At 71.8% G+C, this 16,768-nt stretch carries 13 protein-coding genes; 11 read left to right on the top strand and 2 right to left on the bottom strand.

What is annotated here, in order from left to right:
- Positions 1–19: 19 nt before the first annotated feature.
- Positions 20–1,663, bottom strand: a complete 1,644-nt coding sequence (locus tag CP975_RS07335) for a PucR family transcriptional regulator (RefSeq protein ID WP_055534995.1) — start codon at positions 1,661–1,663, stop codon at positions 20–22.
- A 180-nt stretch (positions 1,664–1,843) separates the two neighbouring features.
- Entirely contained in the window at positions 1,844–3,673 is a 1,830-nt protein-coding gene (locus CP975_RS07330; RefSeq protein WP_199783171.1) for a glycoside hydrolase family 15 protein, read from the bottom strand.
- Positions 3,674–4,100: 427 nt separating this feature from the next.
- On the opposite strand from CP975_RS07330, the gene CP975_RS07325 reads away from it, so the two are divergent.
- The 11 genes from CP975_RS07325 (at position 4,101) to CP975_RS07275 (ending at position 16,760) form a co-directional block, all read left to right on the top strand.
- Positions 4,101–5,777, top strand: a complete 1,677-nt coding sequence (locus tag CP975_RS07325) for a CTP synthase (RefSeq protein ID WP_055534991.1) — start codon at positions 4,101–4,103, stop codon at positions 5,775–5,777.
- A gap of 85 nt (positions 5,778–5,862) precedes the next feature.
- Positions 5,863–6,489 carry an NUDIX domain-containing protein gene (locus CP975_RS07320; protein WP_055534990.1) on the top strand — a complete coding sequence of 209 codons (627 nt, stop codon included), beginning with the start codon at positions 5,863–5,865 and terminating at the stop codon, positions 6,487–6,489.
- Between the two features lie 172 nt (positions 6,490–6,661).
- Complete coding sequence (locus CP975_RS07315) at positions 6,662–8,755, top strand: tetratricopeptide repeat protein (RefSeq protein WP_150476686.1); 2,094 nt, start codon at positions 6,662–6,664, stop codon at positions 8,753–8,755.
- Positions 8,756–8,900: 145 nt separating this feature from the next.
- On the top strand, positions 8,901–10,016 hold the full coding sequence (gene ald, locus CP975_RS07310) for an alanine dehydrogenase (protein WP_055534989.1): 1,116 nt from the start codon (positions 8,901–8,903) through the stop codon (positions 10,014–10,016).
- Positions 10,017–10,405: 389 nt separating this feature from the next.
- On the top strand, positions 10,406–11,536 hold the full coding sequence (locus CP975_RS07305) for a ParA family protein (RefSeq protein WP_078594628.1): 1,131 nt from the start codon (positions 10,406–10,408) through the stop codon (positions 11,534–11,536).
- Positions 11,521–12,111, top strand: coding sequence for a hypothetical protein (locus CP975_RS07300; RefSeq protein ID WP_070321289.1), 591 nt, complete (start codon positions 11,521–11,523; stop codon positions 12,109–12,111). Before CP975_RS07305 ends, CP975_RS07300 begins: the two co-directional genes overlap by 16 nt.
- 19 nt (positions 12,112–12,130) lie before the next feature.
- Positions 12,131–13,066: a segregation and condensation protein A gene (locus CP975_RS07295; protein ID WP_055534985.1), complete on the top strand. Its 936-nt coding sequence runs from the start codon at positions 12,131–12,133 to the stop codon at positions 13,064–13,066.
- Positions 13,063–13,734 carry an SMC-Scp complex subunit ScpB gene (gene scpB / locus CP975_RS07290; RefSeq protein ID WP_425474230.1) on the top strand — a complete coding sequence of 224 codons (672 nt, stop codon included), beginning with the start codon at positions 13,063–13,065 and terminating at the stop codon, positions 13,732–13,734. The genes CP975_RS07295 and scpB overlap by 4 nt, the downstream gene beginning before the upstream one ends.
- An 11-nt stretch (positions 13,735–13,745) precedes the next feature.
- Positions 13,746–14,951, top strand: coding sequence for a pseudouridine synthase (locus tag CP975_RS07285; RefSeq protein WP_055534983.1), 1,206 nt, complete (start codon positions 13,746–13,748; stop codon positions 14,949–14,951).
- 82 nt (positions 14,952–15,033) lie between these two features.
- Positions 15,034–15,759, top strand: coding sequence for an NUDIX hydrolase (locus CP975_RS07280; RefSeq protein ID WP_055534981.1), 726 nt, complete (start codon positions 15,034–15,036; stop codon positions 15,757–15,759).
- Positions 15,756–16,760 (top strand): ADP-ribosylglycohydrolase family protein, encoded by a 1,005-nt coding sequence (locus CP975_RS07275; RefSeq protein WP_055534979.1) that lies wholly within the window; start codon positions 15,756–15,758, stop codon positions 16,758–16,760. Before CP975_RS07280 ends, CP975_RS07275 begins: the two co-directional genes overlap by 4 nt.
- Positions 16,761–16,768 lie beyond the last annotated feature (8 nt).

Raw genomic sequence — 16,768 nt, 5'->3', positions numbered from 1 at the left:
GGGTGCCGACCTCACCCGCCTACGTCACGTGCCTGCGCGCCCGCAGCGCCAGGCTCAGTGCGAGAACCGTCTGCGGATCGTCGAGGTCGGTGCCCAGGAGTTCGCTGATCCGGGCCAGGCGGTTGTACAGCGTCTGCCGGTTCAGATGCAGCTCGCGTGCCGTCTCCGCCTTGCGTCCCGCATGCGCCAGATACGTCTGGAGCGTGGGCAGGAGCGGCGGCTTCGAACGCTCGTCATGGGTGCGCAGGGGGCCGATCGCGCGGTCCACGAACGCCGCCAGGACCCCGTCCTCGTCATGGCGGTGCAGCCGCCACAGCAGCAGGTCGATGTCCAGGCGCCGCGCGTCGTACCAGGGGCGGTCGGTCAGGCCCTGCGCGGCCGTCGCCGTCTCCGCCGCGTGCCGCAGTCCCGCCGACGCCGCCGCCCAGCCGCCCGCTACGCCGACCACGACGACGGGCGGCTGGGCCCCCGGCCGCCGCATCCCGGCCCGCTCGACCCCGGCCCGCAGCGCCGCCGCGACCCGGTCGGCCACCGCGGTCCTCTCGGATTCCGACCGCAGGCCGAGGAGCAGGGGCACCCGGCCCTCCACGGGACGTACGCCGAGCAGCACCGGCACGCCCACGGACGCCAGCTCCTCCGCGACCGCCCGCGCGAGCACCGCCCAGCCGCCGCCCGTCGGCAGGCCGTCCGCGAGCCGCATCACCACCGGCAGCAGAGGGCTGTCCGCGGGGACCGGCTTGAAGCCGAGGACGCGGGCCTGCGCCGGGGCGTCGTCGGCCGCGATCCGCCCCTCCGCGAGATCGGTGAGGAAGTCGCCGCGGCCGCGCGCCGCCAGCTCCTCCTCCTGGCGGGCCTGCATCAGCACCACCGCGAGACTGCTCGCCGCCCGCTCCGCGGCGATGCGGTGCACCGGCAGCGGCGCCGCCTCCACGGCCAGCAGTACGAGACGGGCCCGCACCGAGCCCGCGCCGGGCCCACCGCCCGGCACGTCGACGAGGACCGCGCCCGCGGGCGGGCCGCCCCTCTCGATGCTCCGGCCGCGCAGCCCCTCCCACACCTGGAGCGGATCCGCACACTCCGTGCCCGCCCCCGCGGCGTACAGCAGCTGCCCGTCCGCCGTCTCCAGGAACACCGGGTTGCCGCTGAACTCCGCGAGGATGCCGAGGACTTGGGGGATGCCGCCCCCGCCGAGCAGCGCCTCCGTGCACCGCCTGTGCACCTCCTCGGCCTGCTGGAGCAGCGCGTAGTGGCCGTTGACGATCTCGGTGTGCACCTCTTCGGTGACCGTCACGAACGGCACCTCCCGGTGCAGCTGCACCAGTGGCAGCCCTGCGGTCCGCGCCGTCTCCACGATCGCCGCAGGCAGCCGGGCGAAGCGCGGACCCAGCTCGACGACCAGTGCCGCGATGCCCCGCTCCGCGAGCTCGCGCACGAACGCGCGCTGCTCGGCCGGGCGCGACCCGAGCCCGAGCCCGGTGGTGAGCAGCAGTTCGCCGCCCTTGAGCAGCGAGGCGATATTGGGCACCTCGCCCGCGTGCACCCACCGCACCGTCCGCTGGAGCCGGTCCGCGCCCGCGACGACCTCGGGGAGCCCGCCGCGCAGTCCCGGAAGTTCCAGCGCGCGCTGCACGGTGATGCCGCCCCGAGTGCCCTGACTGTCCATGGCGCGGACGCTACCGGGGCGCACCGCACCGGAACATCTCCGACCGGCCACGGCGGCGGCCCCGGGGCTCTCGCGGGGGACAACTCGTCACTTCCGGACGGACATTGCGCGACCCCCTGCCGCGTGTGGCGTACGTCACGTCACGGCAGGGTGCCTCGCCGTCCGAGGCCCCGCGGCCCGCTAGCCCCCGTACGCCCCCGAAGCCGTCAGCCGCAGGGCCGTGTCGATCAACGGCACGTGGCTGAACGCCTGCGGGAAGTTGCCCACCTGGCGCTGGAGCCGCGGGTCCCACTCCTCCGCGAGCAGCCCCAGGTCGTTGCGGAGCGCCAGCAGCTTCTCGAAGAGCTTGCGGGCCTCGTCGACCCGGCCGATCATCGCGAGGTCGTCGGCCATCCAGAACGAGCAGGCGAGGAACGCGCCCTCGTCGCCCTCGAGGCCGTCCACACCCTCGTCGTCGCCGGCCGTGGGGTAGCGCAGGATGAACCCGTCCGACGTCGAGAGCTCCCGCTGGATCGCCTCGATCGTGCCGATGACGCGCTTGTCGTCGGGCGGCAGGAAGCCCATCTGCGGGATCAGCAGCAGCGAGGCGTCCAGTTCCTTGGAGCCGTACGACTGCGTGAAGGTGTTGCGCTCCGGGTCGTAGCCCTTCTCGCACACGTCCCGGTGGATGTCGTCGCGCAGCTCGCGCCACTTCTCCAGCGGGCCGTCGGCCTCACCGGACTCCAGGAGCTTGATGGTGCGGTCCACGGCGACCCAGGCCATCACCTTGGAGTGCACGAAGTGGCGGCGCGGTCCTCGCACCTCCCAGATGCCCTCGTCCGGCTCGTCCCAGTGGTCCTCGAGGTAGCGGATCAGCTTGAGCTGGAGCAGCGAGGCGTAGTCGTTGCGGGCCAGGCCGGTCATGTGCGCCAGGTGCAGCGCCTCGGTGACCTCGCCGTAGACGTCGAGCTGGAGCTGGTGGGCGGCGCCGTTGCCCGCCCGGACCGGCTGGGAGCCCTCGTACCCGGGCAGCCAGTCCAGCTCCGTCTCGCCCAGCTCGCGCTCGCCGGCGATGCCGTACATGATCTGGAGGTTCTCCGGGTCGCCCGCCACCGCGCGCAGCAGCCACTCGCGCCAGGCGCGGGCCTCCTCGCGGTAGCCCGTGCGCAGCAGCGACGACAGGGTGATCGCCGCGTCGCGCAGCCAGGTGAAGCGGTAGTCCCAGTTCCGCGAGCCCCCGATGTCCTCGGGCAGCGAGGTGGTGGGCGCCGCGACGATGCCGCCCGTCGGCGCGTACGTGAGCGCCTTCAGGGTGATCAGCGAGCGGACCACGGCCTCCCGGTAGGGCCCGTGGTACGTGCAGTGGTCGACCCACTCGCGCCAGAAGTCCTCCGTGGCCGCGAGCGCCGTCTCGGGCTCCGGCAGGGCGGGCTGCTGCCTGTGCGAGGGCTGCCACGAGATGGTGAACGCGATCCGCTCGCCTGGCGAGACCGTGAAGTCCGAGTACGTGGTGAGGTCCTTGCCGAAGGTCTCGGCGTCGGAATCGAGCCACACGGAGTCTGGTCCCGCGACGGCCACCGTGCGGCCGTCGACCTTGTGCACCCAGGGCACCACACGCCCGTAGCTGAAACGCATCCGCAGCGCCGAGCGCATCGGCACCCGGCCGGTGACGCCCTCGACGATCCGCACCAGCTGGGGCGCGTCGGTGTCGCGCGGCGGCATGAAATCGATCACGCGGACAGTGCCGCGCGGGGTGTCCCACTCCGATTCGAGCACCAGGGAGTCGCCGCGATAGGTGCGGCGGGCAGCCGTGGGTGGCTGCGCCTCCGGCGCGTACGCGGGCCCGAGGCGCCAGAAGCCGTGCTCCTCGGTGCCCAACAGGCCGGCGAAAACGGCGTGGGAGTCGAAGCGGGGAAGGCACAGCCAGTCGACTGTGCCGTCCCGGCAGACCAGGGCTGCGGTCTGCATGTCTCCGATGAGTGCGTAGTCCTCGATGCGCCCGGCCACGTGCATCTCCAGTCGAACGGCCACGTTCGCCCCGCGGGGCGCTTACTTACTGGTCTGCGGTCAAGTGATCGTTGCCGAGCGCTTGTTCCGGGTGCAAGGCGGGGTGGTGCCGTGTGCCGGAGGGGGCTCGGCAGCGAGTGTCCGAGCAGGATACGACGCACGTTGGTGATCCGCGCGCCCCTCCCGGCAACGAGGCGCGGCCGAACGGGTGAGCGGCAGGTGAGAGGTGGTGTCTCCGGTAATTGTGCAGGTGCGGGTCCTGTGACGCCACTGTGTGCGCCTGATGGCGGAGCGTGGCCGGAAGCATGCTCCTTCCGTCGCTGATACCCTGGTAGCCCGTGAGCCGGTGGTCATAGAACCCCCGAACCGCAGCGACGGCGCCTCCCCCGAATCCCTGGTGAGGCCGCCGGTACGCCCCCTTCAGACCGCGACACGGGAGCCCCCCTTGGCCATGCAGCCCAAATCCACGACGACCAAGCACATCTTCGTCACCGGGGGTGTCGCCTCCTCCCTCGGCAAGGGTCTGACTGCCTCCAGCCTGGGTGCGCTCCTCAAGGCGCGTGGCCTGCGTGTCACGATGCAGAAGCTCGACCCGTACCTGAACGTCGACCCGGGCACGATGAACCCCTTCCAGCACGGTGAGGTGTTCGTCACCAACGACGGCGCCGAGACCGACCTGGACATCGGCCACTACGAGCGTTTCCTCGACGTCGACCTCGACGGCTCGGCGAACGTGACGACCGGCCAGGTCTACTCCCAGGTGATCGCCAAGGAGCGGCGCGGCGAGTACCTCGGCGACACCGTCCAGGTCATCCCGCACATCACCAACGAGATCAAGCACCGCATCCGCCGCATGGCCACCGACGACGTCGACGTCGTGATCACGGAGGTCGGCGGCACGGTCGGCGACATCGAGTCGCTGCCGTTCCTGGAGACCGTCCGCCAGGTCCGCCACGAGGTCGGCCGGGACAACGTCTTCGTCGTGCACATCTCGCTGCTGCCCTACATCGGCCCCTCCGGCGAGCTGAAGACCAAGCCGACCCAGCACTCGGTCGCCGCCCTGCGCAACATCGGCATCCAGCCGGACGCCATCGTGCTGCGCGCCGACCGCGAGGTCCCGACCGCCATCAAGCGCAAGATCTCGCTGATGTGCGACGTCGACGAGGCCGCCGTGGTCGCCGCCATCGACGCCAAGTCGATCTACGACATCCCGAAGGTGCTGCACACCGAGGGCCTCGACGCCTACGTCGTGCGCAAGCTCGACCTGCCGTTCCGCGACGTCGACTGGACGCAGTGGGACGACCTGCTCGACCGCGTGCACAACCCGAAGCACGAGGTCACCGTCGCGCTCGTGGGCAAGTACATCGACCTGCCCGACGCGTACCTCTCGATCACCGAGGCGATGCGCGCCGGCGGCTTCGCGAACAAGGCCCGCGTCAAGGTCAAGTGGGTCACCTCCGACGACTGCAAGACCCCGGCGGGCGCCAAGAAGCAGCTCGGCGACGTCGACGCGATCCTGATCCCCGGCGGCTTCGGCGAGCGCGGCGTCGACGGCAAGGTCAGCGCCATCCGGTACGCCCGCGAGAACAAGGTGCCGCTGCTCGGCATCTGCCTCGGCCTCCAGTGCATCGTCATCGAGGCCGCCCGCAACCTCGCGGACATCCCCGACGCGAACTCGACGGAGTTCGACGCCGCCACGGCCCACCCGGTGATCTCCACCATGGCCGAGCAGCTCGACATCGTCGCGGGCGAGGGCGACATGGGCGGCACGATGCGCCTTGGCATGTACCCGGCCAAGCTGGCCGAGGGCTCCATCGCGCGCGAGGTGTACGACGGCAAGGAGTACGTCGAGGAGCGCCACCGCCACCGCTACGAGGTGAACAACTCCTACCGCGCCGACCTGGAGAAGAAGGCCGGGATCCTGTTCTCCGGCACCTCCCCGGACGGCAAGCTCGTCGAGTACGTCGAGTACCCCCGCGAGGTGCACCCCTACCTGGTCGCCACTCAGGCGCACCCGGAGCTGCGCTCCCGCCCGACGCGTCCGCACCCGCTCTTCGCGGGCCTGGTCAAGGCCGCCGTCGAGCGGCAGCAGGGCGAGCGCAAGGCGGGCGTGAAGTCCGGTAAGTGACATCGGGGCGTTACGGTTGCCGGGGTGCGTGCCTTTCGAGGCGCGTGCCCCGGTTTCGTTTGCACGTGTGGGAGGACAGGGCGACATGACGATCAAGGACACCGCCGAGGAGTGGCAGGTCACGGCCACGCAGACGCCCTTCGTGGGCAACAAGACCTCGGTGCGCACCGACGACGTGGTGATGCCCGACGGATCCGTGGTCCGCCGTGACTACCAGGCCCACCCCGGCTCGGTGGCCGTCCTCGCGCTCGACGGCGAGGGCAACGTCCTGGTCATCCGCCAGTACCGCCACCCGGTCCGCCACAAGCTCTGGGAGATCCCCGCCGGACTGCTCGACGTCCCCGGTGAGAACCCCCTGCACGCCGCGCAGCGCGAGCTGTACGAAGAGGCGCACGTCAAGGCGGGCGACTGGCGGGTCCTCACCGACGTCTACACCAGCCCCGGCGGCTGCGACGAGGCCGTGCGCGTCTTCCTCGCCCGCGATCTCGCCGAGGCCGAGGGGGAGCGCTTCGAGGTCTTCGAGGAGGAGGCCGACATGGAGCTGACCCGTGTCCCGCTCGACGAACTCGTCCGCGGGGTGCTCGCCGGCGAGCTGCACAACAACTGCCTCGTCGTGGGCGTCCTTTCGCTGTACGCGGCCCTGAACGGCGACGGCGTCGACGCGCTGCGCCCGGCCGAGGCCCCCTGGCCCGCGCGCCCCTTCGAGGCGTAGGCGGCGAGGGGCGCTCCCCGGACAGCCCTACCGGTATGACGATCTGCTGATCCGATCGGGGGACTTGTGCGCGCCGCGTGTCCCGAAGCCCCGCGGGGCCTGAACTAGGCTCTGAAAGCGTCCCGCCAGAAGTCCCGGCGGGTTCGTGCGCAGGCGGACGGGAGCGTGGCCCGTGACGGATCAGGCGGTCGACACGGACGGTACGGCGGCGGGCGGCGCGGTGCCGTCCCCGGCCGGTACCGCTGGGGAGCCGGCAAACGATCAGTTCGTCGGCCGGCTCCGGGAGTTGAAGGAGCTGCGGGCGGACGTCGACCGGGCGGGACTCGACACCCTGTCCGGCCGCAAAGCGCCCCGCGCCCGCGTCCTGCTCGTCGCGGGCCGCCCCGGCTCGGGCCGCACCGCGCTCGCCGAGGAACTCGTACGGCGGCTCGCGGGCGACTACCCCGACGGAGTGCTGCGGGCCCGCCTCTCGGAGCCCGACGGCGAGCGGGTGCCGACCGAGCGCACCGCCCGCGAACTCCTCGACGCCCTGGCCGTGCCCGCGCCGCCCGGCGCCTGCGCGGACGACCTCTGCGCACTGCTCAGGGGCGCCCTGAAGGAGCGCAGGGCCCTGCTGCTCCTCGACGACGCGGCGGACGCCGAACAGGTCGACGCGCTGCTCCCCGACACCCCCGGCTGCCTGGTCGTCGCCGTCTCCCAGGGCCCGCTCACCGGCATCCCCGACGTGCGGCCGTGCACGCTCGGCGGTCTCGACAAGGCGGCCGCGGTGGAACTGCTCTCCCGCGCCGCGGGACCCGTGCGCATCACGGTGGACCCGCGCTCCGCGGAGTCCCTGGTCGAGGCGTGCGCCGCCCATCCGGCGGCCCTGGTGCTCGCCGGGGGCTGGCTCTCCGTACGCCCCAAGGCGGCCGTCGCCGACCTGGCCAAGCGGGTGCACGACCTGCCCGCGGAGGGCTCGCCCCTCGCACGGGTCTTCCGGCACACCTACGCCTCGCTGTCCGGGCCCTCCGCGCGGGTCCTGCGCCTGCTCTCCCTCGCCCCGGCCGGCCACGTCGACCCGCACACCGCCTCCGCGCTCGCGGGCTGCTCGGTCTCCGGGGCCAAGGCCGCCCTCGACGACTTCGCCGCCCTCGGACTCGTCCGGCGCGTGGAGTCCTCGCTGCCGCAGTACGAGGTGCCCGGCTGCCTCGTGCCGCTCCTGCGGTCCCTCACCGAGAGCCAGGACCGCCCGGCCGAGCTCCAGCTGGCCCGCGCCCGGATGCTGGAGCGGACCGTACGGCTGCTCCAGTCCTGCCGGGCGGTCACCGAGCCGGATGCCTCCGCGGCCCGCAAGAAGATCGCGGGACTGCCGCGCGCCCTGCGCTTCGACGGCCCCGGCGCCGCCGCAGAGTGGCTCTCGACCCGGCGGCCCGCCCTGCTCGCCGCGGCCCGCCTCGCCGTGGCCGACGGCGAGCTGGACACCCTCGCCCGGCGCCTGATGGCGGCCCTGACCCGGGCCCTGGTCGCGCACCGCGGCACCCAGGCGGCCGCCCCTGACCTCTACGGCATCCACCGGCTGGTCCTGGACGTGGCCGAGCGGCGGGACCTGCCGCGTGAGAAGGCCGCCGCGCTCCTGAACCTCGCGGACCTCGACGCGCAGACGGGCCGTACGCACGACGCGCTCGCCCGCTACCGGGCGGCGCTGGACGCGGGCCGCGCGGCGGGCGATCCGTACGCCACCGGACGCGCGATGGAATCCGTAGGCGGCGCCTACCAGGAGCTGGGGGACTGGTCCCGGGCCTCCGACTGGTTCGGCAGGGCGCTGGCCCAGCGCCTGGCCCGCGGCGAGCGCGCCGACGCCGCCCGCCTCTACGGCCGTATCGCGGCCGTGCACACCTACGCGGGACGCTACGGCGAGGCGCTGCGCAACTGGAGTTCGGCCCTCACCGGACACCGCAAGAACGGCGATGTGGCCGCCCAGGCACGGGCGTTGAGCGAGATGGCCCGTGTGCAGGAGTACGCGGGCCGGCCCGAGGAATCGCTGCGTACCTGTCAGGAAGCCGTCGAGTGGGCGCGACACGCCAACGACGTACGTCTGCAAGCGGCGTTGCAGCTGCGCCTCGCGGACACCCTGGAGCGGCTCGGTGACCCGGCGGCCGCCCGGCTGCACAGGAGCGCGGCCGAGCGCATGCTGGGAGGGGAGTACCCGGAAGCCGCCAGGCTTGAAACAAACGGTGGAGCAGCACCTTCCGCCTGCGAAATCCGTAGTGCATCCGCAGAGGATTGAAGTATTGAAAGGCTAGACAGCAGGAAATCCTTCATTAGACTGGCTCCGCCGCGTACATTCGTGGTGTCCTCCGTTGCGCCCTCGTGTGCACCGGTCTGTGTCGCATTGCCCGAGATATCCCCTGAGCCAAGGACCGTGATCGACGATGAAGGTCGGCATCCCCCGCGAGGTCAAGAACAACGAGTTCCGGGTGGCCATCACCCCCGCCGGTGTGCACGAGCTGGTGCGCCACGGCCACCAGGTCGTCATCGAGCGGAACGCCGGCGTCGGCTCCTCGATCACGGACGCCGAGTACGTCTCGGCCGGTGCCCGGATCCTGGACACCGCCGACGAGGTCTGGGCCGCCGCTGACCTGCTCCTGAAGGTCAAGGAGCCCATCGCGGAGGAGTACCACCGCCTCCGCAAGGACCAGACGCTCTTCACCTACCTGCACCTGGCCGCGTCCAAGGAGTGCACGGACGCGCTCCTGGAGTCGGGCACGACCGCCATCGCGTACGAGACCGTCGAGACCGCGAACCGCGCGCTGCCGCTGCTCGCCCCGATGTCCGAGGTCGCGGGCCGCCTCGCCCCGCAGGTCGGCGCCTACCACCTGATGGCCGCCAACGGCGGCCGCGGCGTCCTGCCGGGCGGCGTCCCGGGCGTGGCCGCGGGCAAGGCCGTCGTCATCGGCGGCGGTGTCTCCGGCTGGAACGCGGCGCAGATCGCCATCGGCATGGGCTTCCACGTGACCCTGCTCGACAAGGACATCAACAAGCTCAAGGAAGCCGACAAGATCTTCGGCACGAAGATCCAGACCGTCGTCTCCAACGCCTTCGAGCTGGAGAAGGCCTGCCTGGAGGCCGACCTCGTCATCGGCGCCGTCCTCATCCCGGGCGCCAAGGCCCCGAAGCTGGTCACCAACGAGCTGGTCTCCCGCATGAAGCCGGGAAGTGTCCTTGTCGACATCGCGATCGACCAGGGCGGCTGCTTCGAGGACTCGCGGCCGACCACGCACGCCGAGCCGACCTTCCCGGTCCACAACTCGGTCTTCTACTGCGTCGCCAACATGCCCGGCGCGGTGCCCAACACCTCCACCTACGCGCTCACCAACGCGACGATGCCCTACATCGTGTCGCTCGCGAACAACGGCTGGGTCGAGGCGCTGCGCCGCGACCCCGCGCTGGCCCTGGGTCTCAACACCCATGACGGCAAGGTCGTTTACCGGCAGGTCGCCGAGGCCCACGGTCTCGAACACCTTGAGCTGGAGTCGCTCCTCGGCTGACCCAGGTGACCGACTCCGGTCGGTCTCGGACACTTTCGTCAACGAAAGTCGTCAATCTCACGCCCGCGGCCGGACCTTGAGAGGGGTCCGGCCGTATGCGTATCCGTGTGGACACGCTCAACTCGCCTTGAACGTAACCCTTTAGCCGTTTCGCCCACCCCGGAAACGTGCCGTTGGCAAGCCGTATGCCCTTGACATCGAGGTGTTCCTTTGCCGACACATCGGGTCCGGTCCGGCGGATTGTGTTGCTGCGGAGCGGTGACACGCCATAGAGTCGCCAACCGTCGGCATGGTGCCACGCTGACCTATCGAGAAATTTCCTGGTCACCAAGGAGGTAAGACGACTTGTGAATGAGTCGACATTTGCTCCCGGGGGTGGTCAACCAGGAATGTCTGTGCGGGACCAAGGACCCGTCGGGCTCGAGGCTGTCGGCTCCGTCGCTGTCCGCACCTTCGAAGCCCGGCAGAGCCCCCAGCCGACACAGTCAGCACCCCAGAGCATGGATGGCCATCACGTGAACGCCATGGCCGGCGACCGGAGTGGCGATAACACCCACACCCCCCTCGCCGACTACGAGGAACTGCCCCAAGGGCACTTCTACGACCCAGACGCCGAGTACGAACCCGATCCGGAGTACGCGGCCACGCTCGCCCCGGACGCCGCCCGTCAGCGCCGCGAGCGCATCGGCCCCACCGGCCGCCCGCTGCCGTACTTCCCGATCCCGGGTCCGCTGACCGACCACGGTCCGGCCAAGATCATCGCGATGTGCAACCAGAAGGGCGGCGTCGGCAAGACGACGTCGACCATCAACCTGGGCGCCGCCCTCGCGGAGTACGGGCGACGGGTCCTGCTCGTCGACTTCGACCCGCAGGGCGCCCTCTCGGTGGGCCTCGGGGTGAACCCGATGGAGCTGGACCTGACGGTCTACAACCTCCTCATGGAGCGCGGCATGTCCGCGGACGAGGTGCTCCTGAAGACGGCGGTCCCGAACATGGACCTGCTGCCCAGCAACATCGACTTGTCGGCCGCCGAGGTGCAGCTGGTGAGCGAGGTCGCGCGCGAGTCCACGCTCCAGCGGGCGCTCAAGCCGCTGATGCAGGACTACGACTACATCGTGATCGACTGTCAGCCCTCGCTCGGCCTGCTCACCGTGAACGCCCTGACGGCGGCTCACAAGGTGATCGTGCCGCTGGAGTGCGAGTTCTTCGCGCTGCGCGGTGTGGCCCTGCTGACGGAGACCATCGAGAAGGTCCAGGAGCGGCTCAACCCCGAGCTGGAGCTGGACGGCATCCTCGCGACCATGTACGACTCCCGCACGGTCCACAGCCGGGAGGTGCTCGCGCGCGTGGTCGAGGCCTTCGACGACCACGTGTACCACACGGTCATCGGGCGCACGGTCCGCTTCCCGGAGACCACGGTCGCCGGTGAGCCGATCACCACGTACGCCTCCAACTCGGTCGGCGCGGCCGCCTATCGTCAGCTCGCCAGGGAGGTGCTCGCCCGGTGTCACGCCGAGTGAGTCTGCCCGGGGCCGACGAACTGTTCCGTACGACCGGGGGGATGGCCCTCCAGTCGTCCTCCCCGCGGCGCCCGGCCAACGGCGAGGCGAGGGTGCCCGCCCCGGCGGGCGAGAGCGACGAGGCGGCGGCATCGGCCGAGAACGCGGCGCACGGCGAGGGCGGTGAGCCCGCCGAACACGCAGCCACGGACGCGGAGTCGGGCGCCGAGTCCCGCAGCAGGGCCGCCGCCTCGGAGGGCGCGGCAGGCCGTGCGGCCCCGGCGCAGGAAGGTTCTGCCGGTTCCGCCGCGCAGGGCGGCGGCAAGTCCGGCTCCTCCACCGCGCAGGCGCGGCGGCGGGCGCGGGCGGCCAACCGGCGGCCCAGCGGACGCGAGCGGCACGACGAGAAGATCACCGTGTACGTCTCCGCCGAGGAGCTGATGGACCTCGAACACGCGCGGCTCGTGCTGCGCGGTGAGCACGGGCTCGCGGTCGACCGCGGACGGATCGTGCGGGAGGCGGTCGCCGTCGTCCTCGCCGATCTGGAGTCGCGCGGGGACGCGAGCATTCTCGTACGACGGTTGCGCGGGCGCTAAGGGGTAGCCTTCCCGCCTGATGGCCACGAACGACGACCCCGCACCGCCCGCCCGCAGGCGCGCCCTTGGGCGAGGGCCTGGTGAGTCCCCCGGCGGGACGCCTGCCCACAGCTCCGACGGCGATGCGGGGGAACAGTCGGCCGAGCCCGACGACGGGCGGTTCAAGGTTCGGCTCGCGAACTTCGAAGGGCCCTTCGATCTGCTGCTCCAGCTGATCGCCAGGCACAAGCTGGACGTCACCGAGGTCGCGCTGTCACAGGTGACCGACGAGTTCATGGCGCACATCCGGGCCATGGGGGCCGACTGGGACCTCGACCAGACGACCGAGTTCCTGGTGGTCGCCGCCACGCTGCTCGACCTGAAGGCGGCGCGGCTGCTGCCCGCCGCCGAGGTCGAGGACGAGGCGGACCTGGCGCTGCTCGAAGCGCGGGACCTGCTGTTCGCGCGGCTGCTCCAGTACCGCGCGTACAAGCAGATCGCGGACATCTTCAGCGGGCGGCTCGACGAGGAGGCGCGGCGCTATCCGCGGACCGTGGGCCTGGAGCCGCACCACGCCGAGCTGCTGCCGGAAGTGGTCATCAGCATCGGCGCCGAGGGGTTCGCCAAGCTCGCCGTGAAGGCGATGCGGCCGCGCGCGAAGCCGCAGGTGTACGTCGATCACATCCACGCCCCGCTGGTGTCCGTGCGGGAGCAGGCCGGTCTTGTCGTCGCCCGGCTGCGGGAGCGGGGGGAGGCCAGCTTCCAGGTGCTGGTGGAGGACGCGGGGGACACCCTGACCGTGGTCGCGCGCTTCCTCGCCCTGCTGGAGCTGTACCGCGAGAAGGCCGTAGCCCTGGACCAGGAGGACCCCCTGGGGGAGCTGATGGTGCGGTGGACCGGCGGGGACGGCGTCGGGGAGCCGACCGTGACCGACGAGTTCGACCGGGCCCCCGAGCCGATGGAGGAGATGGCGTGAGCGAGCACCCCGCGGGAGCCCTGGCCGGAGCCGGCGCCCTGGCCGGAGCCGTCGCGGACCTGGAGCTGCGGCCCGCGCTCGAGGCCGTCCTGATGGTCGTCGACGAGCCGGCCACCGAGGAACACCTGGCGAAGATCCTCCAGCGGCCCAGGCGCGAGGTCGCCGACGCGCTGCGCGCGCTCGCCGACGAGTACACCGTCCAGCGGCGGGGCTTCGAGCTGCGGCTCGTCGCGGGCGGCTGGCGGTTCTACACGCGCCCCGAGTACGCCGCCGCCGTGGAGGGCTTCGTGCTCGACGGGCAGCAGGCGCGGCTCACCCAGGCGGCTCTGGAGACCCTCGCGGTCGTCGCGTACCGCCAGCCGGTCAGTCGTTCGAGGGTCTCCGCGGTGCGCGGGGTGAACTGCGACGGCGTGATGCGCACCCTCCTCCAGAGGGGTCTGGTGGAGGAGGCGGGCGCGGAACCCGAAACAGGTGCGATCCTGTACAGGACGACGAACTATTTTCTGGAGCGGATGGGCCTGCGTGGCCTGGACGAGCTACCGGAGCTCGCGCCCTTCCTCCCCGAGGCGGATGCGATCGAGGCCGAGAGCCAGGAGGGCGTTCCGTCGTTCGACCCGGACGCACCCGATGCGCCGGGGTACGAATACACCCAGGACACAGCCGACTAAACGGAACTTTGATGCGAAGCAGCAACGGCAAGAACAGCAGCGGAAACAACGGCGGGAGCCGTGGTGGCAACAGCGGCGGCCGTGGCAGCAGCGGTGGCCGCGGCAACTACCGGGGTGCCGGTAACGGCCGCGACGACCGGCAGGGCGGTAAGCCGGGCGACCGGCAGGGCGGCGGCAGGCCGGGCGACAGGCGAGACGACAGGCGCGACGACAAGCCCAGCAGGCCGAGCAAGCCGCGCCCCGAGGAGCGTCGCTATGACGTGGGCGGCTCCGACGCGGTCTTCGGGTCCGCGGCGAGGAAGGGCCGCGGCGCGGCCGCGCGTGGCGGCGCCAAGGGCGGTCCCCGGACCTCCCAGGGCGCAGGCGCCCGCGGCAGCCGTCGCCCCGCCCCCGCGACCTCCCGCGAGTTCGACACCCGCCAGGAGGAGCGCAACCGCGAGCGGTACGCGGGCAAGCCCAAGGTGAACCTCCCCAAGACCTTCCCGGGCGCCGAGCAGGAGGGCGAGCGGCTCCAGAAGGTGCTGGCCCGCGCGGGCTACGGCTCGCGCCGTGCCTGCGAGGAGCTGGTCGACGAGGCCCGCGTCGAGGTCAACGGCGAGATCGTCGTCGAGCAGGGGATGCGCGTCGACCCCGAGAAGGACGAGATCAAGGTCGACGGCCTGACGGTGGCCACGCAGTCGTACCAGTTCTTCGCGCTCAACAAGCCCGCCGGTGTCGTCTCCACCATGGAGGACACCGAGGGCCGCCAGTGCCTCGGCGACTACGTGACCAACCGCGAGACGCGGCTCTTCCACGTGGGGCGGCTCGACACCGAGACCGAGGGCGTCATCCTGCTCACCAACCACGGCGAGCTGGCGCACCGCCTGACCCACCCCAAGTACGGCGTGAAGAAGGTCTACCTCGCGCACATCGTGGGCCCGATCCCGCGTGACCTGGGCAAGCAGCTCAAGGACGGCATCCAGCTGGAGGACGGGTACGCCCGCGCGGACCACTTCCGTGTCGTCGAGCAGACCGGCAAGAACTACCTCGTCGAGGTCACCCTCCACGAGGGCCGCAAGCACATCGTGCGGCGCATGCTCGCCGAGGCCGGCTTCCCCGTCGACAAGCTGGTGCGGGTGGCCTTCGGGCCGATCACCCTGGGCGACCAGAAGTCCGGGTGGCTGCGGCGCCTCTCGAACACGGAGGTCGGCATGCTCATGAAGGAAGTCGAGCTCTAGACACCCCTGGGGAATCGCTTGGCAGGGCCACCCCCCTCTCTTTATAGTCAATGAGACTCTAAAGAGAGGGGGGTGGTCGTGCATGCGGGGCTACGACAAGTACGCCTTCGAGCCGTTCGCCGTCACCGTCGATCTGGCGGTGTTCACCATCCGCGAGGGCGCGCTGCACGTGCTGCTCGTCGAGCGCGGCCAGGAGCCGTACGAGGGGTGCTGGGCGCTGCCCGGCGGATTCGTGCTGCCCGACGAGTCCGCCGAGAGCGCGGCGCAGCGCGAGCTGGCCGAGGAGACCGGGCTCGCCGACGTCAGCGGGCTCCACCTGGAGCAGGTGCGCACCTACAGCGAACCGGACCGTGATCCGCGCATGCGGGTCGTCTCCGTCGCGTTCGCGGCACTCGTCGCCGACCCGCCGAAAGCGCGCGGGGGAGGCGACGCGGCCCGCGCGGCCTGGCTGCCCTACAGCCCCGCGACCTACCGGCCGCTCGCCTTCGACCACGACCGGATCCTCGCCGACGCCCACGAACGGATCGGCGCCAAGCTGGAGTACACCGGGCTCGCCACCGCCTTCTGCGCGCCCGAGTTCACGCTCGGCGAGCTGCGACAGGTCTACGAGGCGGTGTGGGGCGCCGAGCTGGACCCCGCGAACTTCCGGCGCAAGGTCGTCGGCACCGCGGGACTCGTCGAGGCGATCCCCGGCGCCGCGCGGCTGACCGGCGGGCGCGGCAAACCCGCGGCGCTCTTCCGGGCCGGCACCGCCGGCGCCCTGCACCCGCCCCTGCTGCGCCCCACCTCGGAAGGACCGTCCTCATGAAGCGCGCCGCCTCCGGATCCCTGATCGGGCTCGCCCTCGGCGACGCGCTCGGCTTCCCGACCGAGTTCGACGACGTGCCGTCGATCCTCACGAAGTCCGGCCCCTGGCGGGGCATGGGGCTGCCGGACCCCGCCCTCATCACGGACGACACGCAGAAGACCCTCGCGCTCAGCCGCGCCCTCAAGGCCGCCGCCGCGCGCGGCCTGTGCGGTCCGGAGCGCTTCGCGCTGCTCGCCCGCCGCGAGTTCGTCGCCTGGAACGTGTCGCCGGACAACAACCGCGCCCCGGGCAACACCTGCATCCAGGCCTGCGAACTGCTCGCCGACGAGGAACGCGACTGGCGGGACGCCAGCCGGCTGCACTCCAAGGGGTGCGGGGCCAATATGAGGGTCGCGCCGCTCGGGCTCGTGCCCGGCATCGACGACGAGGTGCGGGCGGGCGCCGCCCAGATGCAGTCCGCGCTCACCCACGGCCACCCCACCGCGCTCGCCGCGAGCGACCTCACGGCACACGCGGTGCGGTTGCTGGCCCGGGGCGCGGAACCGATGGGCCTGGTGGGTCTCCTGCGCTCGTACGCGCTGGAGAACCGCACCCACTACCGGGAGGCGTGGCTCGGCGACCTGTGGTCCCGCTCCCGGGCCTCGGCACCGGAGCGGTTCATCTCCCACGGCTGGGACGAGTGCCTGGCCGTCCTGGAGCGCCTGGAAGCCGAGCTGAGGAACGCCAACCCGGAGACCGACCCCTGCCTGGCCACGGGCGCGGGCTGGATCGCCGAGGAGGCCCTCGCCACCGGCCTCCTCTGCTTCCTGATGTTCGTCGACGAGCCCGTCACCGCGCTGCGCCGGGCCGCCTGCACCTCGGGCGACTCGGACTCGATCGCCTGCCTGGCGGGCGCCTTCGCGGGCGCGCACCTCGGCGCCGACGCATGGCCGGCCGACTGGGTCGAGCGGATCGAGCACCGGGACGAGCTGCTGGGGTTCGGGGCACTCTGGGACGCCTGAACGGCCGG

This window comes from Streptomyces alboniger (genome assembly GCF_008704395.1).
Lineage (GTDB): Bacteria > Actinomycetota > Actinomycetes > Streptomycetales > Streptomycetaceae > Streptomyces > Streptomyces alboniger.
The sequence above is the reverse complement of the archived record's forward strand: the minus strand, read 5'-3'. Positions and strand labels throughout refer to the sequence as shown.

Bases quoted from the DNA above. Each gene is read 5' to 3' on its own strand.
- CP975_RS07335 (WP_055534995.1), bottom strand. From the start codon at position 1,663: ATGGACAGTCAGGGCACTCGGGGCGGCATCACCGTGCAGCGCGCGCTG.
- CP975_RS07325 (WP_055534991.1), top strand. From the start codon at position 4,101: ATGCAGCCCAAATCCACGACGACCAAGCACATCTTCGTCACCGGGGGT.
- CP975_RS07320 (WP_055534990.1), top strand. From the start codon at position 5,863: ATGACGATCAAGGACACCGCCGAGGAGTGGCAGGTCACGGCCACGCAG.
- ald (WP_055534989.1), top strand. From the start codon at position 8,901: ATGAAGGTCGGCATCCCCCGCGAGGTCAAGAACAACGAGTTCCGGGTG.
- CP975_RS07305 (WP_078594628.1), top strand. From the start codon at position 10,406: ATGTCTGTGCGGGACCAAGGACCCGTCGGGCTCGAGGCTGTCGGCTCC.
- CP975_RS07295 (WP_055534985.1), top strand. From the start codon at position 12,131: ATGGCCACGAACGACGACCCCGCACCGCCCGCCCGCAGGCGCGCCCTT.
- CP975_RS07285 (WP_055534983.1), top strand. From the start codon at position 13,746: ATGCGAAGCAGCAACGGCAAGAACAGCAGCGGAAACAACGGCGGGAGC.
- CP975_RS07280 (WP_055534981.1), top strand. From the start codon at position 15,034: ATGCGGGGCTACGACAAGTACGCCTTCGAGCCGTTCGCCGTCACCGTC.
- CP975_RS07275 (WP_055534979.1), top strand. From the start codon at position 15,756: ATGAAGCGCGCCGCCTCCGGATCCCTGATCGGGCTCGCCCTCGGCGAC.